The organism is Aequorivita sp. CRS11, assembly GCF_059693805.1.
Genome location: NZ_JCATIG010000001.1, coordinates 565471 through 592469, shown reverse-complemented (window position 1 = coordinate 592469; position 26999 = coordinate 565471). Strand labels below are relative to the sequence as shown.

General features: G+C 38.2%; 27 protein-coding genes. 7 read left to right on the top strand and 20 right to left on the bottom strand.

The window, feature by feature from the left end; genetic code table 11:
- Positions 1 to 4: 4 nt before the first annotated feature.
- Positions 5 to 1012 (top strand): tetraacyldisaccharide 4'-kinase, encoded by a 1008-nt coding sequence (lpxK, locus tag AC58DT_RS02890; protein WP_497215287.1) that lies wholly within the window; start codon positions 5 to 7, stop codon positions 1010 to 1012.
- Here lpxK and AC58DT_RS02885 read toward each other — a convergent pair whose 3' ends face one another.
- The 6 genes from AC58DT_RS02885 to AC58DT_RS02860 form a co-directional block, all read right to left on the bottom strand.
- The gene (locus AC58DT_RS02885; protein ID WP_497215286.1) at positions 1013 to 3259 is read right to left on the bottom strand and encodes a response regulator; all 2247 of its coding nucleotides are present in this window, start codon (positions 3257 to 3259) and stop codon (positions 1013 to 1015) included.
- 29 nt (positions 3260 to 3288) lie between these two features.
- A complete protein-coding gene (gap, locus tag AC58DT_RS02880; protein WP_497215285.1) occupies positions 3289 to 4287 on the bottom strand; it encodes a type I glyceraldehyde-3-phosphate dehydrogenase in 999 nt (332 codons plus the stop codon).
- A 13-nt stretch (positions 4288 to 4300) separates the two neighbouring features.
- Complete coding sequence (lipA, locus tag AC58DT_RS02875; RefSeq protein ID WP_497215284.1) at positions 4301 to 5173, bottom strand: lipoyl synthase; 873 nt, start codon at positions 5171 to 5173, stop codon at positions 4301 to 4303.
- A gap of 99 nt (positions 5174 to 5272) precedes the next feature.
- Positions 5273 to 5839: an RNA polymerase sigma factor gene (locus tag AC58DT_RS02870; protein WP_497215283.1), complete on the bottom strand. Its 567-nt coding sequence runs from the start codon at positions 5837 to 5839 to the stop codon at positions 5273 to 5275.
- Positions 5830 to 6924, bottom strand: a complete 1095-nt coding sequence (locus tag AC58DT_RS02865; RefSeq protein WP_497215282.1) for a glycosyltransferase — start codon at positions 6922 to 6924, stop codon at positions 5830 to 5832. Before AC58DT_RS02865 ends, AC58DT_RS02870 begins: the two co-directional genes overlap by 10 nt.
- A 51-nt stretch (positions 6925 to 6975) precedes the next feature.
- On the bottom strand, positions 6976 to 7197 hold the full coding sequence (locus AC58DT_RS02860; RefSeq protein ID WP_497215281.1) for a membrane or secreted protein: 222 nt from the start codon (positions 7195 to 7197) through the stop codon (positions 6976 to 6978).
- A 90-nt stretch (positions 7198 to 7287) separates the two neighbouring features.
- Between AC58DT_RS02860 and AC58DT_RS02855 the strand changes: the two genes are divergently transcribed.
- Positions 7288 to 7914 carry a fasciclin domain-containing protein gene (locus AC58DT_RS02855; RefSeq protein WP_497215280.1) on the top strand — a complete coding sequence of 209 codons (627 nt, stop codon included), beginning with the start codon at positions 7288 to 7290 and terminating at the stop codon, positions 7912 to 7914.
- On the opposite strand, the gene murB is transcribed toward AC58DT_RS02855, so the two are convergent.
- Both murB and AC58DT_RS02845 read right to left on the bottom strand, forming a co-directional pair.
- The gene (gene murB / locus AC58DT_RS02850) at positions 7911 to 8924 is read right to left on the bottom strand and encodes a UDP-N-acetylmuramate dehydrogenase (RefSeq protein ID WP_497215279.1); all 1014 of its coding nucleotides are present in this window, start codon (positions 8922 to 8924) and stop codon (positions 7911 to 7913) included. The genes AC58DT_RS02855 and murB overlap by 4 nt on opposite strands.
- The gene (locus AC58DT_RS02845; RefSeq protein WP_497215278.1) at positions 8924 to 10114 is read right to left on the bottom strand and encodes a pyridoxal phosphate-dependent aminotransferase; all 1191 of its coding nucleotides are present in this window, start codon (positions 10112 to 10114) and stop codon (positions 8924 to 8926) included. The genes murB and AC58DT_RS02845 overlap by 1 nt, the downstream gene beginning before the upstream one ends.
- A 114-nt stretch (positions 10115 to 10228) precedes the next feature.
- Between AC58DT_RS02845 and AC58DT_RS02840 the strand changes: the two genes are divergently transcribed.
- Positions 10229 to 11557, top strand: a complete 1329-nt coding sequence (locus AC58DT_RS02840) for an aspartyl protease family protein (protein WP_497215277.1) — start codon at positions 10229 to 10231, stop codon at positions 11555 to 11557.
- A 58-nt stretch (positions 11558 to 11615) separates the two neighbouring features.
- Here AC58DT_RS02840 and AC58DT_RS02835 read toward each other — a convergent pair whose 3' ends face one another.
- A complete protein-coding gene (locus tag AC58DT_RS02835) occupies positions 11616 to 12011 on the bottom strand; it encodes a DUF1573 domain-containing protein (RefSeq protein WP_497215276.1) in 396 nt (131 codons plus the stop codon).
- Positions 12012 to 12139: 128 nt separating this feature from the next.
- On the opposite strand from AC58DT_RS02835, the gene AC58DT_RS02830 reads away from it, so the two are divergent.
- Both AC58DT_RS02830 and AC58DT_RS02825 read left to right on the top strand, forming a co-directional pair.
- Positions 12140 to 14770, top strand: a complete 2631-nt coding sequence (locus tag AC58DT_RS02830; RefSeq protein WP_497215275.1) for a valine--tRNA ligase — start codon at positions 12140 to 12142, stop codon at positions 14768 to 14770.
- A 100-nt stretch (positions 14771 to 14870) separates the two neighbouring features.
- Positions 14871 to 15113: a hypothetical protein gene (locus tag AC58DT_RS02825; RefSeq protein ID WP_497215274.1), complete on the top strand. Its 243-nt coding sequence runs from the start codon at positions 14871 to 14873 to the stop codon at positions 15111 to 15113.
- On the opposite strand, the gene AC58DT_RS02820 is transcribed toward AC58DT_RS02825, so the two are convergent.
- From AC58DT_RS02820 to rsfS, 6 genes are all read right to left on the bottom strand, one after another.
- Entirely contained in the window at positions 15114 to 15380 is a 267-nt protein-coding gene (locus tag AC58DT_RS02820) for an acyl-CoA-binding protein (protein WP_497215273.1), read from the bottom strand.
- On the bottom strand, positions 15380 to 16030 hold the full coding sequence (locus tag AC58DT_RS02815) for a phosphatidylserine decarboxylase family protein (protein WP_497215272.1): 651 nt from the start codon (positions 16028 to 16030) through the stop codon (positions 15380 to 15382). Before AC58DT_RS02815 ends, AC58DT_RS02820 begins: the two co-directional genes overlap by 1 nt.
- Positions 16020 to 16853: a phosphatidate cytidylyltransferase gene (locus AC58DT_RS02810; RefSeq protein ID WP_497215271.1), complete on the bottom strand. Its 834-nt coding sequence runs from the start codon at positions 16851 to 16853 to the stop codon at positions 16020 to 16022. Before AC58DT_RS02810 ends, AC58DT_RS02815 begins: the two co-directional genes overlap by 11 nt.
- A 1-nt stretch (position 16854) precedes the next feature.
- Positions 16855 to 17469 carry an LUD domain-containing protein gene (locus AC58DT_RS02805; protein WP_497215270.1) on the bottom strand — a complete coding sequence of 205 codons (615 nt, stop codon included), beginning with the start codon at positions 17467 to 17469 and terminating at the stop codon, positions 16855 to 16857.
- A gap of 113 nt (positions 17470 to 17582) precedes the next feature.
- Complete coding sequence (ftsH, locus tag AC58DT_RS02800; RefSeq protein WP_497215269.1) at positions 17583 to 19538, bottom strand: ATP-dependent zinc metalloprotease FtsH; 1956 nt, start codon at positions 19536 to 19538, stop codon at positions 17583 to 17585.
- A gap of 15 nt (positions 19539 to 19553) precedes the next feature.
- Complete coding sequence (rsfS, locus tag AC58DT_RS02795; RefSeq protein WP_068761045.1) at positions 19554 to 19925, bottom strand: ribosome silencing factor; 372 nt, start codon at positions 19923 to 19925, stop codon at positions 19554 to 19556.
- Positions 19926 to 20014: 89 nt separating this feature from the next.
- Here rsfS and AC58DT_RS02790 point away from each other — a divergent pair, with 89 nt between their 5' ends.
- The gene (locus AC58DT_RS02790; protein ID WP_497215268.1) at positions 20015 to 20746 is read left to right on the top strand and encodes a biotin--[acetyl-CoA-carboxylase] ligase; all 732 of its coding nucleotides are present in this window, start codon (positions 20015 to 20017) and stop codon (positions 20744 to 20746) included.
- On the opposite strand, the gene AC58DT_RS02785 is transcribed toward AC58DT_RS02790, so the two are convergent.
- From AC58DT_RS02785 to pyrE, 3 genes are read right to left on the bottom strand one after another with little or no spacing between them, the layout of a single operon-like run.
- The gene (locus tag AC58DT_RS02785) at positions 20743 to 21135 is read right to left on the bottom strand and encodes an SRPBCC family protein (RefSeq protein WP_497215267.1); all 393 of its coding nucleotides are present in this window, start codon (positions 21133 to 21135) and stop codon (positions 20743 to 20745) included. The two genes, AC58DT_RS02790 and AC58DT_RS02785, sit on opposite strands and share 4 nt — an antisense overlap.
- Positions 21136 to 21189: 54 nt before the next feature.
- Complete coding sequence (locus tag AC58DT_RS02780; protein WP_497215266.1) at positions 21190 to 21963, bottom strand: hypothetical protein; 774 nt, start codon at positions 21961 to 21963, stop codon at positions 21190 to 21192.
- Positions 21964 to 22014: 51 nt separating this feature from the next.
- Positions 22015 to 22656, bottom strand: coding sequence for an orotate phosphoribosyltransferase (gene pyrE, locus AC58DT_RS02775; RefSeq protein WP_497215265.1), 642 nt, complete (start codon positions 22654 to 22656; stop codon positions 22015 to 22017).
- A gap of 7 nt (positions 22657 to 22663) precedes the next feature.
- Here pyrE and AC58DT_RS02770 point away from each other — a divergent pair, with 7 nt between their 5' ends.
- Complete coding sequence (locus tag AC58DT_RS02770; protein ID WP_497215264.1) at positions 22664 to 23293, top strand: NUDIX hydrolase; 630 nt, start codon at positions 22664 to 22666, stop codon at positions 23291 to 23293.
- Here the strand turns inward: AC58DT_RS02770 and AC58DT_RS02765 are convergent.
- Both AC58DT_RS02765 and rho read right to left on the bottom strand, forming a co-directional pair.
- Positions 23255 to 25009, bottom strand: coding sequence for a M14 family metallopeptidase (locus AC58DT_RS02765; RefSeq protein WP_497215263.1), 1755 nt, complete (start codon positions 25007 to 25009; stop codon positions 23255 to 23257). The genes AC58DT_RS02770 and AC58DT_RS02765 overlap by 39 nt on opposite strands.
- A gap of 121 nt (positions 25010 to 25130) precedes the next feature.
- Complete coding sequence (gene rho, locus AC58DT_RS02760) at positions 25131 to 26861, bottom strand: transcription termination factor Rho (protein ID WP_497215262.1); 1731 nt, start codon at positions 26859 to 26861, stop codon at positions 25131 to 25133.
- Between the last annotated feature and the right edge of the window lie 138 nt (positions 26862 to 26999).

Below are 26999 nucleotides of genomic sequence, written 5' to 3'. Positions count from 1 at the left end.
TTCTATGAATTTTCTGCGCAAGTTATTATTTCCTTTTTCACTATTGTACGGTGGCATTACGGCTATTCGAAATTTTCTATATAACAAGGGAATTTTAAAGAGCAAGAAGTATGATTTACCGGTTATTTGTGTGGGAAACCTTTCCACGGGAGGAACCGGAAAGTCCCCAATGATAGAATTGTTGGTTTCCTTTTTAGAACATAAACAGAAAGTTGCGGTTTTAAGCCGCGGTTATAAACGAAAAACTTCAGGCTATCGCGAAGTTTCAATAGTAAATACTGTGGAAGAAGTAGGCGATGAGCCGCTTCAATTCAAAAAGAAATTTCCAGAAATAACAGCTGCAGTATGTGAAGATCGCCGAACTGGAATTGAAAAATTGCAAAGTAAGGCTGATGTAATTTTGCTTGACGATGCCTTTCAGCATAGAAAAGTAAAGGCTTCGCTGAATATATTACTCACTTCTTTTGATAAACTGTATGTGAATGATTGTATGCTTCCCAAGGGAAACCTACGCGAGCCAAAATATGGAGCAGAGCGGGCTGATGTGATTGTTGTTACTAAATGTCCCGATGACATTTCCGATTTCACAATGGAAGCCATAAAACGAAAACTGGATCCGAAACCGCATCAGAAAATTTATTTTTCAAAAATCGGATATGCTTCAGAAATAAAAAATCCGAAGGAAAAAAAACCGCTATCATATTTAAAAAACGAAAAATTTCTTTTGGTTACGGGTATTGCGAATCCAAGACCTTTGATAGACTACTTGAAAAAAAAAGGGTTGAACTTTAAAGAAAAATCATTTCCGGATCATCATAATTTTACTTCTTTTGAAATTGACGAATTAAAAAAACATCCTGTAATACTTACTACCGAAAAGGATTTTATGCGACTGCAAGCACTTTCAAAAGTAACGGAAATCTTTTATCTGCCGATTAGGACAGTAATTTTAAATGAAGAAGAGGTTAATTTTAAAAGTAGCATTGAAGTAGTAATAAAAGATAAGAAGTAATTACTTCACCAAAAAATCATTGCTGCGCAGCACTCTATTTATCTTTTCGAAAAAATCTTCTGCATTGAAGGGTTTGGGGATAAATTCGTTAAAGCCTGCTTTGTAGAAATCCTCCAGATTTTCTTCAATCGTAATTGCGGTCAAAGCAATAATTGGCACTGTTTTATTGAATTCACGGATTTTTTTAGTGGCTTCAATTCCGCTAATTCCTGGCATATGAATGTCCATTAAAATTACATCAAAATCTTGTTCTTTGGCGTGCTTTATAGCGTCCATCCCGTTATCAACCACAGTACATGCCATTTTTTTCTTTTCAAGAATTTTCTTGGTAATCATTTGGTTAATTTTGTTGTCTTCAACAATCATAACTGCCTTGTTTTCAAATATGTCGTTATCCAGTACAACCTCCATATTTTTTGGGTCGGTTATGTTGGTTTCCGACTCGGCGATGTCATAATTTATATTGAACCAAAACTTGGAGCCTTCTCCCAGTTTACTCTCCAAAAATATTTTGCTCCCCATGAGCTCCAGAAGATTTTTCACAATAGAAAGACCAAGGCCCGTGCCGCCATATTTTCGGTTTATTTGAAGCGAACCTTGTGAAAAAGATTCAAAAATTGTGTTTTGTTTCTTCTTGGAAATCCCGTCTCCCGTATCTTCCACTTCAAAATGGACTACTACCTTTTTGGCGGATTTTTCGGCATTTTTTACCCGTACCCAGATATCACCATTTTCGGTAAACTTGATGGAGTTGCTGATAAGGTTAATGAGTATTTGGGAAATCTTTAATGAATCTCCCATTACTTCATTTGGTAAAGTTGGGTCGTATTCGTAATGAACATTGTTGTTTTTGGCCTCCGCAGATTTTTTAAGGGCAATCAACACCCCGTCTATCCGCTTTTTCAGATTGAAGGGCGCTTTTTCAATTTCAACCTTATTGGCCTCTAATTTATTGAGATCGAGAATATTGTTGATTAGCGATAACAGATATTCTCCTGAAAATTTTAATGAATTTAGATGTTCTTTTTGTTCAGGTTTCGGGTCTTCCTCCAAAAGTAGATGCGTTAAACCGGTAACCGTGTACATAGGTGTTCGCAGTTCGTGGGTAATGGTTGAAAGAAATTGTGCCTTAGCCTGCGAAGCTTTTTCTGCATTTTCCTTTGCCTCCTGCAATTCTGTGTTTTTGTCCTGTAGCAGCTCATTTGCTTTTGCTCTTAAATTATTGTTTTTATAAAGCGAAAGCGTCAATAGTGAAAGTATCAGGATTAAGGCAATGCTGAGCCACCCGGTAAGTTTTCCAAAAAACAATGACTTTTCCTGTTTGCTAAGGTCATCCTGTTGGTTTGCAATTATTTCATTCAAATCGCCAATTGCAGATTCTGCTTGAATTCCGCGTTCAATTGCTTTTAAGTGAATTTGGCGTAGCGAATCTTTTCGGTTAAAGTAATATTTAAGCTCTTCCTCTGCTTTGGAATTCATCTTTTCTGCAATCAAAATCTGTGAATTGATTCGATGGCTTTCTACAATATACTTTGTGAAACCTTGTGAATATGAAATTTCGGTGACAGTTTTTAAAAGGTTCCTAGCTTCCTGCAATGGGCGAGGGTATATTTCAGGATTCATTAGTGAAAGCGCATCTGCAGTACTGCTATATGCACCCACTTCTTGATACAATAAACCTTGTTCCTTAAAGCTTTGTGCAGCCGGTTTTAAATATGAAATGGCTTTTTCATAATTACCTAGCCGAATCTCTAGCAGACCTTTGCCATAAAGTACGTTTGCCTTACTTTTTTCATCATTGAGATCGGTATAGATTGAGTCAGCCTTACTTAAGTATTTTTCAGCTATTTCAGTCTTACCATTTGAAACTAGAATAATTCCATAAAGATTATAAGCTTTTGCCAGTTTATAGAAATTTTTATAGGTTTCGCCATTTTCAATTGCTTTTTTTGTTTCAGCAACCGCCTTGTCAAAATATTCCAAATTATAGTAAAGCTCTGCAATACTTAATTCTACATCTGGCTTATAACTTCTATATTTCGGGAGCATTGCCAGTTTGTTGGCATCGTTCAGGTTTTTCACCGCTTCCATGAAGTTTTCAGTTTCCAGTGCTTTGCTGGCTGAATACTGCAACTGTTTTATGGTCACAATGGTATCCTTAATTTGCGCTGAAGTGGAATTGCCTGAAACCAGTAAACACAAAATAAGGGGCAAGAAAATCTTGTATTTTAAAATCAGTTGGCGCATTGGTTAGTTTAAAAGGGCAATAAATATAGTTATTTCGCAGAAATTCTATCAATTAAATCTATAATTCTAGATGAATACCCAATTTCATTATCATACCACCCTATTATTTTTACCATCTTTCCTACAACTGAAGTCATTCCCGCATCAAAAATGCATGAATTTGTATTGCCTACAATATCTATGGAAACAATTGGGTCTTCTGTATATTGAAGAATTCCAGCAAGTGAATTTTCCGAAGCATTTTTGAAAGCATTGTTTATCTCTTCAATTGAAACCTCTTTTTTAACGTTTAAGGTTATATCGGTTAATGAACCGTTCGGAACGGGAACACGGATTCCGCAACCGCCAATTACCTCAGAAAGTTCGGGAAATATTTTGGTCAAAGCCTTTGCGGCACCCGTCGTTGTGGGTACGATAGATTGTCCCGCAGCGCGTGCACGCCGTAAGTCCCTATGGGGTTGGTCGTGCAAGCTTTGGTCTGTGGTGTAGGAGTGGACAGTAGTGATATAGGCTTGTTCAATGCCGCAAAGTTCGTTGATTATTTTTAGCATCGGCGCAGCATTATTGGTGGTGCAGGAAGCATTTGAAATAATCAAATCTTCGGGCGAGAGGGTGTTATCATTTACACCCAATACAACAGTTTTTATATCATCCTCCAAAGGCGGCACTGAAAGTATTACCTTTTTTGCTCCGTTTCTTAAATGGTTTTCCAGTTGTTTTTTAGTTTTGAATTTGCCCGTGCATTCCACAACAATGTCAACATTTCCCCAGGAAATATCTTCTATATTTTTTTCCGAAGAAAATTTCACTTTTTTTCCAGCGACCGAAACTTCATTTTCTGTATATTCAATATCTTCCTTTAAAACTCCGTGAATACTGTCGTATTTTAAAAGATGGCTTAATGTTTTGGTATCGGCAAGATCATTTATTGCTATCACTTCTATCGTAGGATGATTGAGCAATAGCCTAAAAACATTCCGGCCAATTCGGCCAAAACCATTGATGCCGACAGTTGTCTTTTTATTCATTTTCTGAAATTAATTAGGTAAGATGCTTTTGTGCCTTATATGAGGATCGAACCAAGGCACCACTTTCCACGTGGCGAAAGCCCATTTCCAAACCTATGGTTTCATATTTTTTAAACTGTTCTGGAGTAATAAACTCCTTAACTGGAAGATGTTTTTTTGAAGGCTGTAAATACTGCCCAATAGTCAATACATCCAGCCCAACGTTGCGTAAATCTTTCATAGTCTGGATCACTTCTTCTTCCATTTCTCCCAAACCGAGCATGATCCCACTTTTTGTGCGCAGTTTACCGGTATGTTTCAAATAGTTCAAAACTTCAAGACTGCGTTCGTATTTCGCCTGTATTCTTACCTCGCGCGTCAACCGTTTTACCGTTTCCATATTATGACTTACAATTTCGGGCCTCACGGCAATAATGCGATCTATGTTTCGGGTATTTCCCTGAAAATCTGGGATCAGGGTTTCCAGTGTGGTTTCGGGGTTCATTCTACGTATTGCCTTCACGGTTTCGGCCCAAATAATGGAACCCATATCTTTTATATCGTCACGGTCAACAGAGGTAATTACCGCGTGTTTTATGTTCATCAATTTAATGGAGCGGGCAACTTTTTCAGGTTCATCCCAGGCAATAGTCTCGGGCCGACCAGTTCTTACGCCACAAAAACCGCAGGAACGGGTGCAAATATTTCCTAAAATCATAAAGGTTGCAGTGCCCTCGCCCCAACATTCACCCATATTGGGGCAACTGCCAGAAGTACATATGGTGTGCAGTTTATATTTCTCAACTACGCCACGCAGCTCAGTATATTTTTTTCCCGTGGGAAGCTTAACGCGAATCCATTTTGGTTTTGGTGCGGGCTTTTGAATTTCCAAAGTTTCTGTGCTCATAAGGGTAACAAAAGTACGAAAAAAAGCCCCCTAACCCCCAAATGGAAAACTCCATTTTTTTTTGAATTTGGAACTTGATTTTTTTAGTATTTGTAATAACTAATCTTGCTGCGTAATGATTTCAGCTAGCAGTTTTCGCGCCCGAAGCAGTCTAACCTTTACGTTGTTTAATGGCTCTTCCAATGTTTCGGAGATTTCATTATAACTCATTTCCTGAAAATACCGCAGGTTTATTACTTCCTGATAATGCGGTTTTAGTTGTTTTATGTAACGTAAAAGTTCAGCCAAGTTTTGCTCCCTAATCAATTTATCTTCCGGAGTGGGCGAGTGGTCCGCAATTTTCTGGACCTGCTCGTTGGAAGCATCTGTAGTATTTGAATAGATAGAGGCGTTTTTTTTACGCGTTTTGTCTATTTGGATGTTTTTTGAAATGGTAATAAGCCACGTTGAAAAAGTATAGTTTTCGTCAAAAGTTTCAATTTTGTCAAAAGCCTTAGCAAAAGTTTCGATGGTAATATCCTCTGCTTCGTGCTCGTTACGCACTCTTTTCATTTGAAAACCGAACACTTCGTTCCAAAAATAATCTAACAGAAACTTGAAAGCGCCCTGTTTGCCTTTTTTTGCTTTTTCAATATGTAGTGCTATTTCTTCCGAAGTTATTTCCATCGCGAGTTTTTTTCGCCGCTGTTGGAAATAAAGATACTTAATTGTGTGAAGACTAAAAACAATTCATAAAAAGGAATAAACAGTACCAAATCCTGTTCCTTTAGTTTTTTTGCGGCATTTCCAATTATAATATACTGAAAAACAAGGCGTATAAAAATTACGGCCAAACCAAAATACCAGAATTCCGTAAACATTGTGGCTATTGCCAACATCCAAAAAAATAAATTACTTAGGTAATAAGCCCCTAAAAGAATGCGGTGTTTGGGTTTATAGAGTTTAGCAGTGGAGTAGTGCCTCTTTTTTTGAAGGAGCCATTTTTTCTTTTTCTTCTTCGGAAGTGAATAAGTAAATGCTTTTGCATCTGTACATATAGCAACATTTTTTGCAGTGGCGGCTTCGTTCACAAAAAGGTCATCATCGCCAGAAGGTATTTTGATGTGGCTCATAAAGCCATTGTTGTCATAATATAGGTTGCTGGTGTAAGCTAAATTGCGGCCCACGCCCATATACGGGTTTCCAGCCTTGGCGTAGGAGAAATATTGAACTGCCGTCATTAAAGTTTCAAAACGGATCATTTTGTTCAAAAATCCGGACTGTTTTTCATAAGCACCGTAGCCAAGAATCAACTGCTTTTCATCAGAAAATTTTGAAGCCATTGTGGCCAACCAATCATCGGAAGCTGGGTAACAGTCGGCATCCGTGAAAACCAATCGCGTGTTTTTTGCGCGTTTTATTCCTAAAGTGAGGGCATATTTTTTATTGGCCCAAAAGGCTTCGTTGTTTTTCACGTTTACAATTTGTATTCGGGGGTCGTTCTGGGCAAAGCTTTCCATTACCTCCAAGGTTTCGTCAACCGAGGCGTCGTTTATAAGAATGATTTCAAAGTTTGAATAATGCTGTTGTTGCCAAAGCGGAATGTTTTTCTGAAGATTTTCAGCTTCGTTTTTGGCACATATTATAAGGGAAACCGGATAATTTTCCGAAGTAATTTTTTCTGAAGTTTTTAAAAATGAAAATTTCGAAAAGAGAAGGTAATAAGCACAGTTAATCAACGCGACCGCGCCGAAAACGTAAAGTAGCACCATAGGGATTTACGATTGTAATTTTGTGAATAAGAGTGAAATTTTAATTAACAATTAGTTGGAAGTTGCCTCTATTTTGTGGGTGTCTTCTTTACAAGAATCAAATTGATCTGGGGTCTTTCCACAGAAACCGCACGATTCACCTTCTTTATTTAAAAAAGGGCTTTGGCTGGCACAGGTTCCGGCAAATTTCCCGTCCTTTTTGGCCCACAATTTTATGGCAATACCGGCAACGGCAAGTAATAATAAAGCTAATGTGATAAGTAAAAGTTTCATCTCAAATATTTAGGTTGCAAAAATACAATCTTTCTTTTTGTTCTGCTCAGATTTTAAGTATTTTTAGCCTCAATTTTAAATAATTTAACGATGCTAAAACCTACAAGTTTTTTGATACTTTCCATAATTGTCCTTCTCAATTTTTCCTGTAAAAATGACACTCAAAATTCAGATAAGATAGAATCTGAAACTGTGGCTGTTGATACTGTGTCAGAACTGCCAAAGAATAGGGCTGCCAAAAAAGATTTGACACCGCAGGACATTGCGGTTATTAAAAGTGTGATGGCCCGGGTTATGAATGATGGGTATCTAAAAAGATTTGCAAGTTACCTTGTTACTGCAGAATTGACGGATCTGCTTTCCAATGAAGATGGTCCCTTCACTGTTTTTGGTCCTACCGATGCCGCTATCGAGTCCTTATCTGCTGAAAAGAGGAAGTTTTATTCAAATCCGGAAAACAAAGCGCAATTGATAGAAATGCTGAAATCGCATATTGTGGTAGGAAATTTCGACAAAACAACTTTGATGCAAACCATCGATAAAGGCGGCAAAGCCAAATTGAAAACGTTGGCCGGTATTACTTTAATGGTTACAAAATCTGGTGAAGAACTTGTTGTCGCAGATGGAAAAGGTGCAACAGCAAAAGTGATTAAAGGCAGTGTAGAAGGGTCAAATGGTTCGGTTTACGTTGTGGATGCTTTGCTGAATGCAAATTAAAAAACGTTTACTTCCGGTTCAATAAAGATGCCGGTCATTTCCTTTACCTTTTTTTGGATTTCCATAGCGAGTTGCCAAATTTGCTTTCCGCTCGCGTTGCCATAATTCACAAGAACCAAGGCTTGGTTTTTATGTATTCCCGCATCACCAAAACGTTGGCCTTTAAAACCAGCTTTTTCGATGAGCCACCCGGCGGGAATCTTAAATTCCGTAGGCGAAACCTCATAAAAAGGAGCCTCCGGAAAATTTCTTCTAAATTCCTGAAATGTTTCAGCATCAACAACTGGATTTTTGAAAAAACTGCCACTGTTGCCCAATACCTTCGGGTCTGGAAGTTTTGATTGGCGAATAGCGATAACCGCTTCTGAAACGTCTTTAATTGTGGGGGTTTCGATTTTTTTATCGTTCAGGACTTTCTGAATATCACCGTATGAAATACTGGTTTTGTGGTCTTTTTTTGTCAACCGAAATGTAACGCTGGTAATTATGTATTTTCCTTTCGCTTCATTTTTGAAGATGGAATTTCGGTATTCAAAAGCGCATTCATCCTTTGTGAATTCCCGCTCTTGTAAAGTTTCAATTTCAACAGTATTGCAGCTTACAAAAGTATCTTTGAGCTCCACCCCGTAAGCGCCAATATTTTGAATAGGAGCCGTACCTACATTCCCGGGAATAAGTGAAAGGTTTTCCAAACCGCCAAAATCGTTCGCAATGCAATATTGAACAAATTCGTGCCAGTTTTCCCCAGCCATTACTTTTACAAAAACCTCGGTATCGGTTTCTTTTAGGATTTCAATTCCTTTTAAATTTATGTGAAGTACAAAAGCATCCAAATCGCCTGTAAGAAGCATATTGCTTCCGCCACCTAAAATGAAAAGATTTTTGGAAGTTTTCTCTGAAAGCGCCTGTTTTAATTCTTCAATGCTTTCAACCGAAACAAAATAACGGGCGTTGCAATCTATGCCAAATGTATTGTGGTTTTTAAGCGATTTGTTTTCGTCAACCCGCATTAATCCTTATATTTTTGAAGCGCAATTTTTAGAATTTCAACCGCTCTAATAAGGCTTTCCTTTTTCAAAACATACGCAATTCGTACTTGATTGAGACCAACTCCGGGACTGGAATAGAAGCCTGCGGCAGGAGCTACCATAATGGTTTCGCCGTTATCATCAAATTCTTCCAAAAGCCATTGTGCAAAGGCATCACTGTTTTTTACAGGTAGTTGAACTATGCAATAAAAAGCTCCTTTCGGCTCGCCCACTTGCACGCCCGGAATGGCTTTTAGTGCGGCAACCAATGTATTTCTTCTATCTTGATATTCGGAAATTACTTCGTCAAAATAACTTTGGGGAGTCTGCAAAGCAGCCTCACTTGCAATTTGTGCAAACGTTGGAGGGCTTAATCGGGCCTGTGCAAATTTTAAGGCTGTTGCAATAACTTGTTTGTTTTTTGAAACCAAACAACCAATGCGTGCCCCGCACATACTGTATCTTTTTGAAACCGAATCGATGATGATTCCGTTTTCGGCCAAGCTATCTTCTTCAAGAATTGAATAATGTTTGTAGCCGTCATAGGTAAACTCGCGATACACTTCATCTGCAACCAAGAATAAATCATGTTTTTTTACAATTTTGGCCAAGGTCTGTATTTCTTCTTTAGAATAGAGGTACCCTGTAGGATTTCCGGGGTTACAGATAAGGATAGCCTTGGTTTTTGGAGTAATAAGTTTTTCAAATTCTGAAATTGGAGGCAATGCAAAATTGTCTTCAATCTTTGAAATAACGGGCACGATTTTTACGTCAGATGCTGTTGCAAAACCGTTGTAATTCGCGTAAAAGGGTTCAGGAATAATTATTTCATCTCCCGCATCGGCAATGCTGCCCATTGCAAATAACAGTGCTTCACTACCGCCGGTCGTGACTATAATGTCATTTGCCTCAACTGGGATGTTGTTCTTTTTGTAATAATTAGCAATTTTTTCACGGTATTCCTGTGAACCTTCAGAGCGGGTATAAGCAAGAATTTCCAAATGGTGGTGCGCCACAGCATCCATAGCAATCTCAGGCGATTTTATATCGGGCTGGCCTATGTTAAGGTGGTAAACGGTTTTGTTTGCTTTATAGGCTTTTTCGGCGTAGGGAACCAGCTTTCTAATAGGTGATTCCGGCATGTTTTTCCCTTTGTGTGAAACTGTCGGCATAGTGAATTTGTTTATGGCAAAGTTGCAAAATATATTTTATAAAATCACTCTGCCCGAAACAACATTCGGCTTTTTTTTATATCTTCAAGTGTTTTCAAAGAAACTATTAAAATTTTGCATAAAGCCTTTGTATTTCTCTTCTTTTTTTGTTTTTCAGCTGTTTTGGGGGCGCAAACAGGGTTTTTTCTTCAGTCAGATAAAAAGAGGGATAAAATACCTTTTAAGCTTGTAAACAATCTACCGATTATTCAAATAGAAATCAACGGTACCCCACTTTCATTTATTCTGGATACTGGGGTGAAATCTACTATTTTATTTAGTTTAGAAGAAGCAGACAGTCTCCAGCTCCGAAATACCACTCCGGTTATGCTCCAGGGCCTTGGTGCGGGAGGGGCGGTAGAGGCTTTAAGAAGTTTGAACAATAAAGTAAAAGTGGGTAGTGCCATAGATAACGACCATGACCTTTACATAATTTTTGACAGTACACTTAACTTTTCGCCCCGAATGGGCATACCGGTTCACGGTATTTTGGGAAATGAATTTTTTCAGAATTTTATTGTGAAAATCAATTATGCGGCGGAAGTTATAACTGTATATAATCCCAAGAAATACAGTTTAAAGCCGTGCAAAAAATGTGAGGATTTGCCATTAAACTTTGTAGGAGGTAAACCTTATATCTCTCTACAAGTTGAAACTAAAAACGCTATGGAAGAAGTAACGCTTTTGGTAGATTCTGGATCCAGCGATGTAATGTGGCTTTTTGACAAGGCCGATTTCATCAAAGAGTCTCCTCCAAATTATTTTAAGGATTTTTTGGGCTTAGGGCTGAGTGGCAATATTTTCGGAAAACGCACGAGAATTCCAAGGCTATCTGTGGGCAGTTTTAATTTAAATGAAGTTAACACATCTTTTCCTGAAGAGGAGGCAATTCTCAAAGCACGCAATTATGAAGAACGCGACGGTAGCGTTGGGGGAGGGTTTTTAAGTAGGTTTACGGTTACATTTGATTATACAAATAAGATAGTTCGCTTTAAAAAAAACCGAAAATTTAAAGAACCTTTTAATTATAATATGAGTGGTATTACTTTGGAACACGAAGGTCTTGAACTTGTAAAGGAAGAGCGACAGGCAAGTGTGAATACCAATAGGATGAACCAAAATGAAAGCCTTACCGTCAATAGCATTTCCATTACAACTGAGGTGCATTTTTCCTTAGTTCCAAAATATGTTGTGGCTGATGTTCGCGAAGGTTCGCCTGCTGCGATTGCAGGCGTTATAAAAGGGGATGAGGTTTTAACTATAAACGGTAAGCCTTGCTATCAGTATAAACTTTATGAATTGATTGAGATGTTTTCTTCAGATGAAGGCAAAAAAATTTCGCTAGAAATTAAAAGAGGCGATTATATAAACAAATTCAAGTTCAATCTGAAAAGTGTATTCTAAAAAAAAAGTCCGGTTGAATTTTTACTTCAACCGGACTTTTTATTAATTGTAATTTTTTTTAGCTTTTTTCTAGAACGCTTGTTGAGTCGCTCATTACTTCGCCTTTTATTTTTAAGGCTACCATTGGTTCGCTGGCATTGGAATAAACTGTAACCGTTTTTCTGATTGGGCCAACACGGTTAGTGTCATATTTAACCTCAATGGTGCTACTTGCCCCTGGGGCGATAGGACCATTAGGTTTTTTTGGAACAGTACAGCCACAGCTGGACTTTACATCACTAATAATAAGCGGGGCATCGCCAGTGTTAGTGAACTCAAATACGCGAACGCCGTCACTGCCTTTGGCGATAGTACCGTAATCCACAGTATCTTCCTTGAAACTGATTTTTGCTTGCTGTGCCTGGGCGGTAAAACCGATAAGGGCAACAAGAGCCATAAGAGCTAATTTTTTCATGATTTTATGTTTTTAATGATTGCTAAAGTATATAACTTTTGAACAACAAGCAAAATAACTTATTCACTTTTATTATCCTTTAGATATAATTACTTTTGCAACTCATTACACAAATACCAGACCAAAGTATGGCTTTAGAGGCAAAATACAATGCAAAACAGACTGAAAACAAATGGTATAGCTACTGGATGGAGAATAAATATTTCCATTCTGAGGTGGACGAAAGAACGCCATACACCATCGTCATCCCGCCACCAAATGTTACAGGTGTACTTCATATGGGCCACATGCTCAATAATACCCTGCAGGATGTTTTGATTCGCCGTGCCCGTTTGCAGGGCTTTAATGCTTGCTGGGTACCGGGCACGGACCACGCTTCTATTGCTACCGAGGCAAAAGTTGTAGCCAAATTAAAAACCGAAGGCATTGACAAAGCAAACCTTTCCCGCGAGGAATTTTTGGAACACGCTTGGGAATGGACCCACAAGCACGGTGGGATTATTTTAGAGCAGTTGAAGAAACTCGGCGCCTCCTGCGATTGGGAACGAACCAAGTTTACCATGGATGAAGATATGTCAGCTTCGGTGATAAAGGTATTCGTTGATCTGTACCGAAAAGGAAACATTTACCGCGGCTACCGAATGGTAAATTGGGACCCACAGGCAAAGACCACCCTTTCTGACGAAGAAGTTATTTACGAAGAAAAACAAGGCAATCTCTATTACTTAAACTATAAAATTGAAGGTAGCGATGAAACTTTAACCATTGCCACCACGCGACCGGAAACCATTTTGGGTGACACCGCCATCTGCATAAATCCAAATGACGAGCGTTTTGCGCACCTTCGTGGCAAAAAAGCCATCGTTCCAGTTTGCGACCGTGTAATTCCAATCATTGAAGACGAATATGTTGATGTGGAATTCGGAACAGGGTGTCTAAAAGTTACACCTGCCCACGATGAGAATGACAAAATGCTTGGCGATAAGCACAACCTTGAAATTGTAGATATCCTGAATGACGATGGAACGTTAAACAGTTTTGGCCTTCATTACGAGGGGAAAGACCGTTTTGTGGTTCGAAAGGAAATTGTAAAGGAACTTGAAGCAATGGGCGTGGTTTCAAAAATTGAAACACATATGCACAAGGTTGGAACCAGTGAAAGAACCGGCGCTGTGATAGAACCAAAACTGAGCGATCAGTGGTTTCTTAAGATGAAGGAACTTGCGCAACCTGCCTTGGATGCCGTGCTTGAAAAAGACGTAAACTTAGTTCCCGAAAAGTTCGTTAACACTTATCGTCACTGGATGGAAAACGTTCGCGATTGGAACATATCGCGCCAATTGTGGTGGGGACAGCAGATTCCTGCCTATTTCTATGGCGACGGGAAAGAGGATTTTGTAGTTGCTGAAAATATTGAAGAAGCCCTAATACTCGCAAAGGAGAAAACTGACAACCCAAAACTGACAACTGAAAACCTAAAACAGGATCCTGATGCACTGGACACTTGGTTTTCTTCTTGGCTTTGGCCTATCAGTGTTTTTAACGGAATCTTAGAGCCGGATAACAAAGAAATAAACTACTATTATCCAACCAACGACCTCGTAACCGCGCCCGAAATTCTTTTCTTTTGGGTAGCCAGAATGATCATTGCAGGTTATGAATACAGAAACGAAAAGCCATTCACAAATGTGTACCTAACAGGAATTGTTCGTGACAAGCAGCGAAGAAAGATGAGTAAATCCTTAGGCAATTCCCCAGATCCTATAGATTTGATGGATACCTACGGAGCCGACGGCGTACGCGTGGGGATGCTTTTGAGCTCACCAGCGGGGAACGATTTAATGTTTGACGAAGACCTTTGCAAACAGGGAAGTGCCTTTGTAAACAAAATCTGGAATGCATATCGTTTGATTGATGGCTGGGAAGTTGATTTGGAAAAGGATCAATCCCAAAGCGATATCATAGCCCTAAAATGGTACTGCAGCAAATTCCAAAAAACGCTTACCGAAATTGAAGATTACTACAACAAATACCGAATCAGCGATGCGTTGATGGCAACCTACAAATTGGTTTGGGACGATTTCTGTTCATGGCTTTTGGAAATGGTAAAACCACCTTTCGGCGAAAAGATTTCAGAAAAAACCTATTTGGAAGTAATTTCCGTTTTGGAGGATAATTTGAAGATATTACACCCTTTCGTACCATTCATTTCAGAAGAAATATGGCAGCACATTACCCAGCGCGACACTTCCGAAGCACTGATAATTGCTGAATGGCCAAAACAGCAAGCTTTTGACGAAAAAATAATTAAAGATTTCGAATTTGCATCTGAAGTGATCTCCGGAATTAGAACCATTCGCAAAGAGAAGAATATTTCCTTTAAAGATACAATCAAGCTTTCGGTTCTTAATAATGACATTGCCTCAAATGAGTTTGATGCTGTAATTGCAAAACTGGGGAACATTTCAGAATTAAATTACATTTCAGAAAAACTGGAGGGAGCGCTCACTTTCCGCGTAAAGAGCAACGAATACTTCATCCCAATCTCGGGTGCTATAAACGTGGAGGAAGAGATAGCAAAGCTTTCCGAAGAATTGAAATACACAGAAGGTTTCCTAAAAAGTGTGCAAGGCAAACTGAAGAACGAACGTTTTGTGAGCGGCGCTCCGGAACAAGTGGTTGCTTTGGAAAGACAAAAAGAAGCAGATGCGCTTGCAAAGATTGAAACTTTAAAAACCAGTTTGGCGGGACTGAAATAAAATTTAAACACGTTAAAATCTCTTAATTTATTTTAAATCGAGGTTAATTTGTTCATTTTCAATAGCATTTGACTTTAACTTGCTTCAAAACAAAATAATCATGGATCAAGCAAAGTTTGAACAAATGCAAGGGATGCTTCACAAACTGCAAGACATCAAGAACAGCCAAAAAAGTATTATTGACAAAATTAACCACGTGATTACTGATCTTTTTCAGCACTCGGATAAAGACCTTGAAAAGGCGATGGAGGGTGCACATGAGCGTGCTTCAGAAAACGTGGATAAAATCCGCGAAGCAATAGAGGAGTACGAAATAAAATTCAATAAGGCACAGCAAGCCTAATTACTTTCTGTACAAAAAGTATTGATTTACGGCTTCAATGTAAAGTTGTTTGGCCTCATCTTCAGTAAGGCCTCGCGTTTGGAAAAGTGCATTGGTCTTAAATGCCGAGATATGGGGCTTGCCACCACTGGGAGTATCGGCATCATTCGTTGCGCGCTTATAGTATGCATACAGGCGCAATAAAACATCTGCCGGAAATGGATCCGTGTGTTCATTTATGCTCTTCACGGCATTCTTAAAGGCTATGTCAAGCTCTTCTGAGGTCATTATTTCTCTGCGATTATTGAAATTCCGCCTTTTACTTTTTGGTCAAGGGTTACCTTTATTTTTGCGTCAAGTGGAAGAAATATATCTACACGCGAGCCAAATTTTATAAAACCACTGTCTGAAGCTTGCTCCACTTCTTGGTTTATTTCGGCATAGTTTACAATTCGTTTGGCCATTGCTCCGGCAATTTGACGGAACAAAACATCTCCAAAAACATCATTATTTACCACAACAGTAGTACGTTCGTTTTCTTCGGAAGATTTAGGATGCCACGCCACTAAAAATTTTCCTGGATGGTATTTGCTGTAAACCACTTTTCCGCCAATGGGATACCGAGTTACATGAACGTTTATAGGGCTCATAAAAACAGATACCTGCAATCTTTTATCGTTGAAATATTCCTTTTCAAAAACCTCTTCTATTACAACAACTTTTCCATCTACGGATGAAAGTACTTGTTGTGGGTTCACCAAAAAGTTCCGCTTTGGATTTCTGAAAAACTGTAACACCAAGAGCAAAAGAATAATTAGCGATATGATAATTCCACCGCGAATAGTTGGATTACCCACAAAAACATTTGCCAAAAGGCTAAGCCCGATAACAATTACCAGTGCTATAAATATAATTTTGAAACCTTCTTTATGAAACATTGTCAACTATTAATAAAAATGCATAAACAAACGGACTGGCATAAATTATACTATCCAGTCTGTCATATAACCCGCCGTGGCCCGGCATAATAATCCCGCTATCCTTAACACCTGCCTGCCTTTTAAATTTTGATTGAATTAAATCGCCAATTGTACCAAATATAGATACAATTATGGCCATAACTATCCAAACCCACATTGGGTACTTCTCGGCGTCCAGTGGACTGTAATTTTCCAATACATTAAAGATAACAATTCCTGCCAAAAGAGCGCCCAGCATGCCACCTACAAAACCTTCAACGGTCTTTTTTGGTGAAATGCGTTCCAACAGTTTATTTTTTCCAAATTTTGATCCAATGAGATAGGCAAACGTATCGTTGCTCCAAACCAATATAAAAACGGCAACGATTAATTCTGGCATAAACTTGCCGTCAATATTCATCACGGGAATAAGGGTAAGAAATACAAAACCACTAATAATATAGAATATGACTGTAATGTATTTTTTCTTTTGGAACATTGGGATTTTGCTCGTCCAGAGTACATCCTTCAAAAGATAAAGGTTCACAAAACCACTCAATATTAAAAAGAGATACACTGCATTATCGGCAAAAACGTTATAGCTTAAAAAGTAAAAACTCGCAGCAAGTAGAAAATATGCAAGATAACTGGTAAGGTGAACCAGTTTTAGATACTCACTTAAAGTGATAACTGCAAGTACAAAGAAAAGCCCCATAAACCATTCACGCGAAGTAAACATTGCAAAAATGATGATCGAAATGTATAATACGCCCGAAATGGTACGCACGAGAATTTCCTTCATATTATAAGTCTTCCAGTAGCAACAAATATAGGTTTTTTGTGCTACTTCCATAACTCATAAAATCCTTTTCTTTTTCGGTTTCAAAGTCTTGAATGGTAGTAATGTTACTAGGAATGTAACTGGAACTTTGGTTCTTTATATTTCTCAGACCTTCACTAATAGTATCTACAATCTGGCTTGTGGTGGCAAAAATGATAAAATTTGAGGGAAGTTCCTTCAGTTTCTTTTCTTTAATTTGATTTGATGAAAGTAAAATGGAACCGTTATTCGAGACCAAAGATTCGCAAGTGGAAAGAAAAAATTTTGAATTGGTATTTTTCGTAAAGTTGAGGTTAAAACCATCAAATTTTTCTGAAAGCATTTGGTTCACACAAAACACGTCCTGTTCATACCAATCGTTTTCAATCATTATATTGTCAAACGCCTCTGTTATCTCTTCCCAGTTTTCACAATAAATAAATTTGCCGCCGTTGTTTTTGAAATTATAGGTGAATTTTTCGTCAATCGGAAGTTTCTGTTCAGGGTAATAACTGCTGTGCTCGGCTTTTTCGGCTTTTTTAGCCTTCTCTTCCGATTTTTTGTAATTAGGGTTTAAAAGTCTTTTGAATAGACTCATTAATAATGAATTGAGGAGTTCATATATGCGTTAAACTTCAAATATATAAAATCTATATTGAAGTATTGTTACGTGCAAAACAAAGTTTATAGACAATACCAAAAAGGGCAACATTAGCTTGTTGCCACTCTTGGTGCTTCTTCTGGCTTTTCGAACGGACGATCGCCAAATATTTTTTGCAGATTGTCCTTAAATATTACTTCTTTTTCAAGTAGTACGTTTGCCAATTCGGTTAATTTGTCTTTGTTTTCTTCCAAAAGTTTAACAGCACGTTGGTACTGACTTTCAATAAGTGCTGAAATTTCCTTATCGATCAATTCAGCAGTTTTCTCACTGTATGGTTTAGAGAAGTTGTATTCAGACTGGCCGCTGCTGTCGTAATAGGTAAGGTTTCCTATTTTATCATTCAAGCCGTATATGGTGACCATTGCACGAGCCTGTTTTGTTACTTTTTCAAGATCGCTCAATGCTCCGGTTGAAATTCTGTTAAAGATTACCTTTTCGGCAGCACGACCACCTAATGCGGCACACATTTCATCAAGCATTTGCTCAGGGTGGATTATCAATCTTTCTTCAGGTAAATACCAAGCGGCGCCCAAAGACTGTCCGCGAGGCACGATAGTTACTTTAACTAGTGGCGCAGCGTGCTCCAGCATCCAACTTACAGTTGCGTGGCCAGCTTCATGGAAGGCAATGGCGCGCTTTTCGTCCATTGTCATTATTTTATTTTTCTTTTCCAATCCACCTACTATTCTGTCTACGGCATCCAAAAAGTCTTGTCTTCCCACAGACTTTTTTCCGTTTCGAGCGGCAATAAGTGCTGCTTCGTTACAAACATTTGCAATATCAGCTCCAGAGAATCCTGGAGTTTGTTTGGAAAGAAAGTCGGTATCTAAATCATCATCTTTTTTGATAGGGCGCAAATGCACTTCAAATATTTCTTTGCGTTCACGCACGTCCGGCAGGTCTACATATATCTGTCTGTCAAAGCGTCCGGCACGCATTAAGGCTTTATCCAAAACATCTGCACGGTTTGTTGCGGCAAGTACAATTACGTTTGTATTTGTGCCAAAACCGTCCATTTCGGTAAGCAGTTGGTTCAATGTATTTTCACGTTCATCGTTACTTCCAGAGAAGTTGTTCTTTCCACGGGCACGGCCAATGGCATCTATTTCGTCAATAAAAATAATTGCGGGAGACTTGTCTTTTGCCTGTTTGAAAAGATCACGTACACGTGATGCTCCTACACCCACAAACATTTCAACAAAATCTGAACCCGAAAGAGAGAAGAAAGGTACTTTTGCCTCTCCTGCCACAGCTTTTGCCAAAAGGGTTTTACCAGTTCCCGGGGGGCCTACTAACAAAGCTCCTTTTGGTATTTTACCTCCCAGGGAAGTATATTTTTCAGGTTGTTTCAGAAAATCTACAATTTCCTGAACTTCCTCTTTAGCGCCTTCCAGTCCGGCAACATCTTTAAAAGTTGTTTTTACATCTGTTTTTTCGTCAAAAAGCTTTGCCTTTGATTTTCCGATGTTGAAAAGTTGTCCACCGGCTCCGCCACCCGCGCCCGAAGACATTCTGCGCATAATGAAAATCCAAATGGCAATAATGATGACAAACGGCAAAATACCCATTAAAATATCGCCCCAAACATTATTGTCTGTTTCAAAATTTAAGGGAGTGGTTAAACCGTTGTCAGCCTTTATCTGTTGGAAATCTTCTTGAAATAGTTGAAGATCACCAAATTCAAACTGATAATCTGGGTCATTTGGACCAGGTGCCAAAAATGATGGCGTATTTCCTTTTTTGGAATGAACTTCTTTCTCCTTGGCAGCATCAGTAAGATAAACTTTGGCAATTTTTTTATTGATTACGTCTACTTTTTCGACGTCGCCATTTTTCAAAAATTCCTCAAACTTTGCTTGATTTGTTTTTTCAGGTTGTGACCAACTTCCGCCACCAAAAATCTGGATGCCAAAAAACAACAGTATTATTGCTGCATAAACCCAATAATAATTGGGTTTCGGTCGTTTTGATTCACTCTTCTTATTTTTATTTTCTTCGGCCATATGGCAATTTTCTTTTTAGTGTGTTGTTTCTATTTTAACCGATTTTGCATCGCCCCATAGTCCTTCAATATCATAAAACTCGCGAATGTGCTTTTGAAAAACGTGAACAACCACGTGCACATAATCCATAAGTATCCATTCCGCGTTGTCGCTTCCTTCAACGTGCCACGGTTTTTCCTTAAGTGCTTTGCTTACTGATTTCTGAACGGAGTTCACAATGGCGTTCACCTGGGTATTGGACGTACCATTGCAAATTATAAAATAGTCACAAACGGTATTTTCTATTTCTCTAAGGTCAAGGATTTCTATATCGTTTCCTTTTACTTCTTCAATCCCTCGTATAATTTGGGTAATAAGTTGATCTGTTCCTGCTTGTTTTTTCTGCATTAATTATTTTTCTTTTCTTTTTCGCAAAGTTATTACTTTTTTGTTTCTTGAAGCGCCTTAAAAGCGTAATACTAAACATAATTATCGTTTTGAAGATAATCAAACTTAATGCCATCGATTCCACCAATTCCTACTTAAAGCAATTGGCAAAAGAAACATGCTTGGAGGACGAAACGGTTGTGATTACAAACCGTCAAATTTCCGGTCGTGGGCAAATGGGCAATGTTTGGCTTTCACGGGAAGGGCAAAGCCTTACTTTCAGTGTCTTTAAAGAGCTAAGTCAACTTCCTGTAGAACGTCAATTCATCATTTCTATGGCAGTATCTTTGGGAATTTTGAAAGCACTCAAAAGTTTGAATGTTCCTAAAATTTCAATAAAATGGCCAAACGACATATTGTCAGCCAATAAAAAAATTGGTGGAATTTTAATTGAAAACGTGTTGGAAGGCAGTAACGTAAAACATACAATAATAGGAATTGGGCTGAATGTAAATGATACCGATTTAACAAAGCTACCGCAGGCAAGTTCATTAAAGCTTCAAACGGGTGAAAACTTCCAATTGGAGGAAGTGCTTGCTACAATTCTGAAAAATATTTTCAAAAATTTAAAAAATCTTCCAGCAGCCGATTTTTCAGAAATGAAACGGACTTACGAAAACAATTTATTTCGAAAAGAAAAGGTTTCGGTTTTTGAAACTCCCGAAGGATTGCGGTTCAACGGAATAATAACGGGCGTTTCAGATATTGGCAAACTTTTGGTGGAAACGGAAAATTATCCCTTGCAAAAATTTCAGATGAAAGAAGTAAAGTTGATTTATTAAACCTGCTCCAAATTTGAAGCCAGTGTATCAATAAACTTTGAAATTGGCCCTTTTACCATCATCGCCATCATCGCGTTGAATTCACCTTCAAAAAGAAGTTCCACTGTTGACGAATTTTCGGAAACCTCTTCAATATTTCCTGTTAACGTAAACGGAATTTTATCGCTGATTGCGCCCAAAACTACTTTGTTTGGCTTTTCAACTTCCTTTACTTCCAGCGCTATTTCGGGCATTCCCTTTAGTGCAAACACAAAAGATTTTTCGCTTAAAACCTCAAATTTGCTGATATTTTCGGGCATCAATGTTTCAAAATTCTTTACATCGGCCAAAAAATCACAAAGTTCGGCTGCGGATTTTTGGGTGGTTACTTTTTTGCTGTTTAGTTTCATTGGGAATATTTTTTATTCTTTATTGCTATATTTATTTAAAATAGTTTCGAGAAATCAATTCTCGAAACTATTTTCTGTTTGACATACATCCTTATAATGCTCAATAAAATTTGGTAAATCAAATATATTAACTTGGTTATTTTCCAAATCTTTTAAAATAATCGGGCAGTTATTAATTATTTCTTTAGCATTTTTTATAAAACGTTTGTTTTTTTCAACTTTGTAAAGTTTAGTACTTCCTTCTTTTAAAAGGTAATAATTAAGTTTTGGTGTTATGCCATGGGCTACTCCATAATCTAAACCGTAATAATATGAATATCGCATTGGAAGGGGTATTTTTTTTCCATTTGGTAAATTCAACGTATCAGAAAGTTTTAGCCGTTTTGTAAATTCTGACCTCCCTTCAAATTTTGCTTGTGCCATCATTTCCCGAATATTTTGTCTGTCAAAATCGGAATAGAAAAGGTCGTCAGAATCAGTAGAATTTATATAAATACTCAAAACATCGTTATAAATCAATTCAACGAAAATTTTAAATTTATTTTGATTATGATTTAAATACTGGAAAATTCTTTCGTTTTCAGTTTCTGGATTGCTTACAATTTTATCAATTAACTCAAAGTCTATTTTTCTAGACTTTTCATTTTCTTCTTTTTTAAATTGCGGTGAAAAAGCCGAGCTGGCCAATCGTAAGAACCCTTTTTCTAAAGTTCCGTCTTTGTAAGCAATCTCACATTTTACGTAAGGTGTTGCCCTTAATTCGTAATCTTGTGAAAAGCAATTAGAAAAAATAAAAAAAGCTGAGACTAAAATAATATTTTTTATCATTTGTTTCATAAATGTGCACAACTACTGCCCACTGCTACTGAACACTGAATACTATTGCCCCCAAACAGAAGGATTCTCCCGCCATTCAGAAAGCAGCGCAGCTTCTTCAGAATTGATATATTTGGATTTTTCGGCCTCTTCCAGCAACATTTCATAATTACTCAGAGTGTTCAGGGTAACATTTGCCTTTTTAAAGTTTTCTTCGGCAGTATCAAAACCGTAACTGAAAATGGCAAGCATTCCTTTCACGTTCGCATTGGCCTCCTTTAAAGCTTCAACGGCCAATAAACTGCTTTTTCCGGTGCTTATAAGGTCTTCTACAACAACAACATTTGTGTTTTTCTCCAAATGCCCTTCAATTTTATTTTGGCGGCCGTGGCCTTTTGCTTCGGGACGCACATAGCAAAAAGGAACGTTTAAATAATCGGCAACCAAAGCGCCAATTCCTATTGCGCCAGTGGCTACACCGGCAATCATTTCGGGCTTTCCGTACAGTTCCTCAATTTGTTTTGCAAGGTTCTCGCGGATGTAATTCCGAATCATCGGATAGGAGAGTGTAATGCGATTGTCGCAGTAAATTGGAGATTTCCATCCCGACGCCCACGTAAAAGGGTTTTGTGGTTGCAATTTTATTGCATTAATTTGCAATAGTAAGGCAGCGGTTTTTTGCGCCGTTTCTTTGTTTAATATCATTGTGCAAATGTATAAAGTTTTTGTAAAAGATATTCCCATTATTCTTTCAACTGAAGAAAATATTGGGGAGCATTACACTACCATTCCTTTAAAACAGGCTCGTTTTAAAAAGTTGGTAAAAAAAATAAACAACGGCGAACTGCTTTATGTTAACCTGTACCACAAAAATGCGGAAAAGCTAGAGCGCTTTCTTCGGAAAAAAATAAAGGTTGTGGAAGCCGCTGGTGGACTGGTCTATAACAGTAAAAAGGAGATTCTTTTTATACGAAGAAACAAAAAATGGGACCTTCCCAAAGGCAAAATTGAAAAAAGTGAAACCCATCGCGAAGCGGCCATTCGTGAAGTGATTGAGGAAACTGGAGTGAAGGATCTTGAGATTCGCGAATTTTTAATGACAACCTATCACGTTTTTACGCGCAATGATAAATTTCGACTTAAAATCACGTATTGGTACGAAATGTTCAGCGATTATGATGGGCCGCTCATTCCTGAGCCCGAAGAGGGCATCAAAAAAGTGAAGTGGAAGGATTTTGAAAAATCGCAAAAGGCCCTGCAGGATTCCTACGAAAATATAAAATTGCTCTTTCCGAAAGAATATTTAACCACCCACCCGAACGATAGGATAACGAAGATGTGATTTTTCATAATAGCGCGATTGCTTGTGAATCCAGTCCAACTGTGCGTACCAGTTATTCCCAAAGGTAGGATCGTTTTTCTTTTTGGTTTCGAATTCTTTTTTAATTGCTGGGTTTTCGTTCAGAAATTTTTCAGCCATATCTTCCCAAACGTAAGGCGAAAAACCTTCTTTTTGCTGAAGGATTGCATCGAAGAAATTCCAATTGAAAAACGAGTCGGGAGCATTTGGTTCCAAAATTTCCAAAAGATAGCGAACGCCCGACTGTTGGGTTTTTACCAAAACATCACCTGCGTTTATTGAAACATTTTCAGTGCTTTTTGTTACTTCAGTTTTATAGTGAATATAGTGTCCTTCAAAAGGATTTTTAACCGTTTCAAAACTTTTTATGTGATAAACTTCTGCTAAAAGGGTAGAGTCGTTTTTGATTTCCGTGAATTCTATATTATTCAGTTTCAGTAGTTCAATAACGTTCCAATAGCCTTTCGGAACAATATATGCTGAAGGAATTATAACGGAGTCCGTCGCCTTAAAATAATTATAATAGGTTACATCTTTGGTAAAAGGTTTGTCGCGGAAATATTTCAAACGCTCAACGCCCGTAATTTTGCTCGGTACCATTTGTCCTTCATAGCCTTTAAACTTCAGTGTTGAAGTTTTTGACGAATCCACTGTCCAGGAAATAGGGTAATAGCTTCCTGCTTTATATTTTTCAAATGAATTTTTTCGAAGGGTTTTAATTCTCTCTGCATCGGTATCGGCGATATTTATAAAACTTTTCATCAACTCGTACGTTCCCTCAACCCTTTGTCTGTAGGGTTTTAGCATATGAGTTTCCAGCGTGAGACCAATGGTGTTGAACAGCGTGGTATAGCCTGAAGCGTAACGCGGCGAATCCATAAACTGCATAAAACCCTTTTCCGGCACTTGGTTAAAAACATTTACATAGGGCGTGATGTCCCATTTTTTTTGTTGAAGCGAATCTTCCAATTGTGGCATAAACGAAGTGTGTAAATAATTCCCTAATTCGCCGCCTAATTTGTTATGTTGGGTAAAAAGATGCGTTAAAATATATTGATAATCAGCGCCATTGCTTACGTGGTTGTCTATAAACAAATCTGGGTTTAACCAATGGAATATTTCTGCAAATGCTCTTGCGTTTTTGGTATCGTTTTTTATAAAATCACGGTTTAAATCATAATTTCGGGCGTTGCCACGAAAACCGTATTCCTCGGGGCCATTTTGATTGGTGCGGCTTGTACTGTTTCGGTTCATGGCTCCACCAATGTTGTAAACAGGAATGGCAGCTATAATTGTATTTTTTGGCGCGGCAACTTTACCTTCAGCAAAATCACGAAATAGTAACATGGTAGCATCAATGCCATCGGGTTCGCCGGGGTGGATTCCGTTGTTTATGAGCAATAGGTTTTTACCGTTTTTGTAAAATTTCTCAGAAGATTTCTTTTGACCTTCATTTTCTGGGTCAAAAATCACCACATGAAGTGGAAAACCACTATCGGTCTGGCCCATTTCATATACGGTAATGGAAGAAAATTTCTTTTCCAGTGCAAAATAATACGCGATCGCCTCTTCATAGGTTGCGGTTTTTAAACCGTTAGAAGTTTCAAAAGTTGTACTTAATGTTTGGGCCGAAATGTTTTGTGAAACGAACCAAAACAAAAAACAGAGCAGGCTGGAATGTAATAGTATTTTTTTCATCTAAAATTATACTCACAAATATAACAAAGCGATATAAACATTTTGTGGCTACGGCAATTTAAAGTTCATAAAAAAACCCCGCAAAAATTTGCAGGGCTTAATTTGTCTTTTGAAAAAATTTCTATCCATTCATGGAAATCAAAAACTCTTCGTTATTGCGAGTTTGTTTGATTCTGTCATTGATGAATTCCATGGCTTCCACAGGGTTCATGTCCGCAAGGTATTTACGAAGCACCCACATACGCTGTATTACGTTTTCATCCAATAATAAATCGTCGCGACGTGTGCTGGAAGAAGTAAGGTCTATGGCAGGGAAAATTCTTCGGTTCGATATTTTTCTATCCAACTGAAGCTCCATGTTACCGGTTCCTTTGAATTCCTCAAAAATAACCTCGTCCATTTTTGAACCTGTTTCTGTCAATGCTGTCGCTATGATGCTTAAAGAACCGCCGTTTTCAATATTACGCGCGGCACCGAAGAAACGCTTCGGTTTGTGTAGCGCATTGGCATCTACACCACCACTCAATATTTTACCACTGGCAGGCTGAACCGTGTTATAAGCTCTCGCCAAACGCGTAATGGAATCCAAAAGGATCACCACGTCGTGGCCACATTCTACCAGTCTTTTTGCCTTATCGATTACGATGTTTGCAACACGCACGTGCTCGCTGGCTTCTTTGTCAAAGGTAGAAGCAACCACTTCGCCGCGTACGTTTCTTTGCATATCGGTAACCTCTTCAGGGCGTTCGTCGATCAAAAGGATAATTTGGTAAACCTCCGGATGGTTTGCGGCTATTGCATTTGCAATATCTTTCAAAAGCATCGTTTTACCCGTTTTTGGTTGTGAAACTATCATACCACGTTGACCTTTTCCGATAGGTGCAAATAGGTCAATAATTCGTGTTGAAATAGTACTCTGTTTATCTGCAAGGTTGAATTTTTCCTGTGGGAAAAGTGGCGTTAAGTGTTCAAAAGATACACGATCACGAACCACATTTGGGTTTAGACCGTTTATTTTATTCACTTTAATTAATGGGAAATATTTTTCACCTTCTTTCGGCGGACGTACTTCACCCAAAACCGTATCTCCGGTTTTTAGACCGAAAAGACGAATTTGTGATTGTGATACATAAATATCATCAGGAGATGAAAGATAATTGTAGTCACTAGAACGCAAAAATCCGTAGCCATCCTGCATTATATCCAACACGCCTTCGCTTTCAATTATGCCGTCAAATTCATAATCAGGCTCGCGATAACGGTTGCGGGAATCTTTGTTTCCGTTGCTTTTGTTGTCGTGCACGTTGCCATCTTTCTGTTTGTGGCCTTGGTGTTTTTGGCGATTGTCAGAATTGTTATTGTCGTTGCGTTGGTTTTTCTGACGATTGTCGTTGCTGTTTGACTTTTGGTGTTGCGGTTTTTTATCGCTTTCCTTTTTGTCGTTTCTATCGTTGCTCGATCGCTTATCGTCAGTAGCTTTTTTGTCGTTCCTGTCATTTTTCGAACGTTTATCGTCAGTAGCTTTTTTGTCGTCATCATCCTTTTTATTGTGATGAGGTTTTTGCTGCTGAGGCTTTTGGTTTCGATTGTCGTTCTTCTGCGGGTGAGGCTTTTGGTTTTTGCTACGATTGTCATTAGAAGAAGAAGTTTTTTCTTCCTTTTTTGTTTCTGCCGAAGCTTCTTCGGCTTTAATGACCGCTTTTACCGCTTTTGGATTAGCGGCTTGGTAATCGAGAATTTGATAAACCAAGTCCAATTTTTTTTGAGTGCGATATTTCGGCACATTAAGCTCTTTGGCTATTTCCTGAAGTTCAGGTAGCTTTTTTTCTTTTAATTCTGAAATTTCAAACATGTAGAATATACTGTTGTTAATGTTGATACAAATGTGTTCCTTTTGAGAAGGTAAGTACGTTGAAAATTTTTTCGAAGACTAAGTAACCTTTATTGAGTTGGTTACGAATTGTTATTGCAATAATACAACAATAAATTA

What these genes read in the sequence shown, in the direction of transcription:
- AC58DT_RS02885 (WP_497215286.1), bottom strand. Translation starts at nt 3,259, where the DNA reads ATGCGCCAACTGATTTTAAAATACAAGATTTTCTTGCCCCTTATTTTG.
- AC58DT_RS02845 (WP_497215278.1), bottom strand. Translation starts at nt 10,114, where the DNA reads ATGCCGACAGTTTCACACAAAGGGAAAAACATGCCGGAATCACCTATT.
- murB (WP_497215279.1), bottom strand. Translation starts at nt 8,924, where the DNA reads ATGCGGGTTGACGAAAACAAATCGCTTAAAAACCACAATACATTTGGC.
- AC58DT_RS02825 (WP_497215274.1), top strand. Translation starts at nt 14,871, where the DNA reads ATGGATCAAGCAAAGTTTGAACAAATGCAAGGGATGCTTCACAAACTG.
- AC58DT_RS02780 (WP_497215266.1), bottom strand. Translation starts at nt 21,963, where the DNA reads ATGATAAAAAATATTATTTTAGTCTCAGCTTTTTTTATTTTTTCTAAT.
- AC58DT_RS02860 (WP_497215281.1), bottom strand. Translation starts at nt 7,197, where the DNA reads ATGAAACTTTTACTTATCACATTAGCTTTATTATTACTTGCCGTTGCC.
- AC58DT_RS02785 (WP_497215267.1), bottom strand. Translation starts at nt 21,135, where the DNA reads ATGAAACTAAACAGCAAAAAAGTAACCACCCAAAAATCCGCAGCCGAA.
- AC58DT_RS02810 (WP_497215271.1), bottom strand. Translation starts at nt 16,853, where the DNA reads ATGAAGGAAATTCTCGTGCGTACCATTTCGGGCGTATTATACATTTCG.
- rho (WP_497215262.1), bottom strand. Translation starts at nt 26,861, where the DNA reads ATGTTTGAAATTTCAGAATTAAAAGAAAAAAAGCTACCTGAACTTCAG.
- pyrE (WP_497215265.1), bottom strand. Translation starts at nt 22,656, where the DNA reads ATGATATTAAACAAAGAAACGGCGCAAAAAACCGCTGCCTTACTATTG.
- gap (WP_497215285.1), bottom strand. Translation starts at nt 4,287, where the DNA reads ATGAATAAAAAGACAACTGTCGGCATCAATGGTTTTGGCCGAATTGGC.
- AC58DT_RS02815 (WP_497215272.1), bottom strand. Translation starts at nt 16,030, where the DNA reads ATGTTTCATAAAGAAGGTTTCAAAATTATATTTATAGCACTGGTAATT.
- AC58DT_RS02765 (WP_497215263.1), bottom strand. Translation starts at nt 25,009, where the DNA reads ATGAAAAAAATACTATTACATTCCAGCCTGCTCTGTTTTTTGTTTTGG.
- AC58DT_RS02830 (WP_497215275.1), top strand. Translation starts at nt 12,140, where the DNA reads ATGGCTTTAGAGGCAAAATACAATGCAAAACAGACTGAAAACAAATGG.
- rsfS (WP_068761045.1), bottom strand. Translation starts at nt 19,925, where the DNA reads ATGCAGAAAAAACAAGCAGGAACAGATCAACTTATTACCCAAATTATA.
- AC58DT_RS02855 (WP_497215280.1), top strand. Translation starts at nt 7,288, where the DNA reads ATGCTAAAACCTACAAGTTTTTTGATACTTTCCATAATTGTCCTTCTC.
- AC58DT_RS02770 (WP_497215264.1), top strand. Translation starts at nt 22,664, where the DNA reads ATGTATAAAGTTTTTGTAAAAGATATTCCCATTATTCTTTCAACTGAA.
- AC58DT_RS02835 (WP_497215276.1), bottom strand. Translation starts at nt 12,011, where the DNA reads ATGAAAAAATTAGCTCTTATGGCTCTTGTTGCCCTTATCGGTTTTACC.
- AC58DT_RS02805 (WP_497215270.1), bottom strand. Translation starts at nt 17,469, where the DNA reads ATGAGTCTATTCAAAAGACTTTTAAACCCTAATTACAAAAAATCGGAA.
- ftsH (WP_497215269.1), bottom strand. Translation starts at nt 19,538, where the DNA reads ATGGCCGAAGAAAATAAAAATAAGAAGAGTGAATCAAAACGACCGAAA.
- lipA (WP_497215284.1), bottom strand. Translation starts at nt 5,173, where the DNA reads ATGAGCACAGAAACTTTGGAAATTCAAAAGCCCGCACCAAAACCAAAA.
- AC58DT_RS02870 (WP_497215283.1), bottom strand. Translation starts at nt 5,839, where the DNA reads ATGGAAATAACTTCGGAAGAAATAGCACTACATATTGAAAAAGCAAAA.
- AC58DT_RS02820 (WP_497215273.1), bottom strand. Translation starts at nt 15,380, where the DNA reads ATGACCTCAGAAGAGCTTGACATAGCCTTTAAGAATGCCGTGAAGAGC.
- AC58DT_RS02865 (WP_497215282.1), bottom strand. Translation starts at nt 6,924, where the DNA reads ATGGTGCTACTTTACGTTTTCGGCGCGGTCGCGTTGATTAACTGTGCT.
- lpxK (WP_497215287.1), top strand. Translation starts at nt 5, where the DNA reads ATGAATTTTCTGCGCAAGTTATTATTTCCTTTTTCACTATTGTACGGT.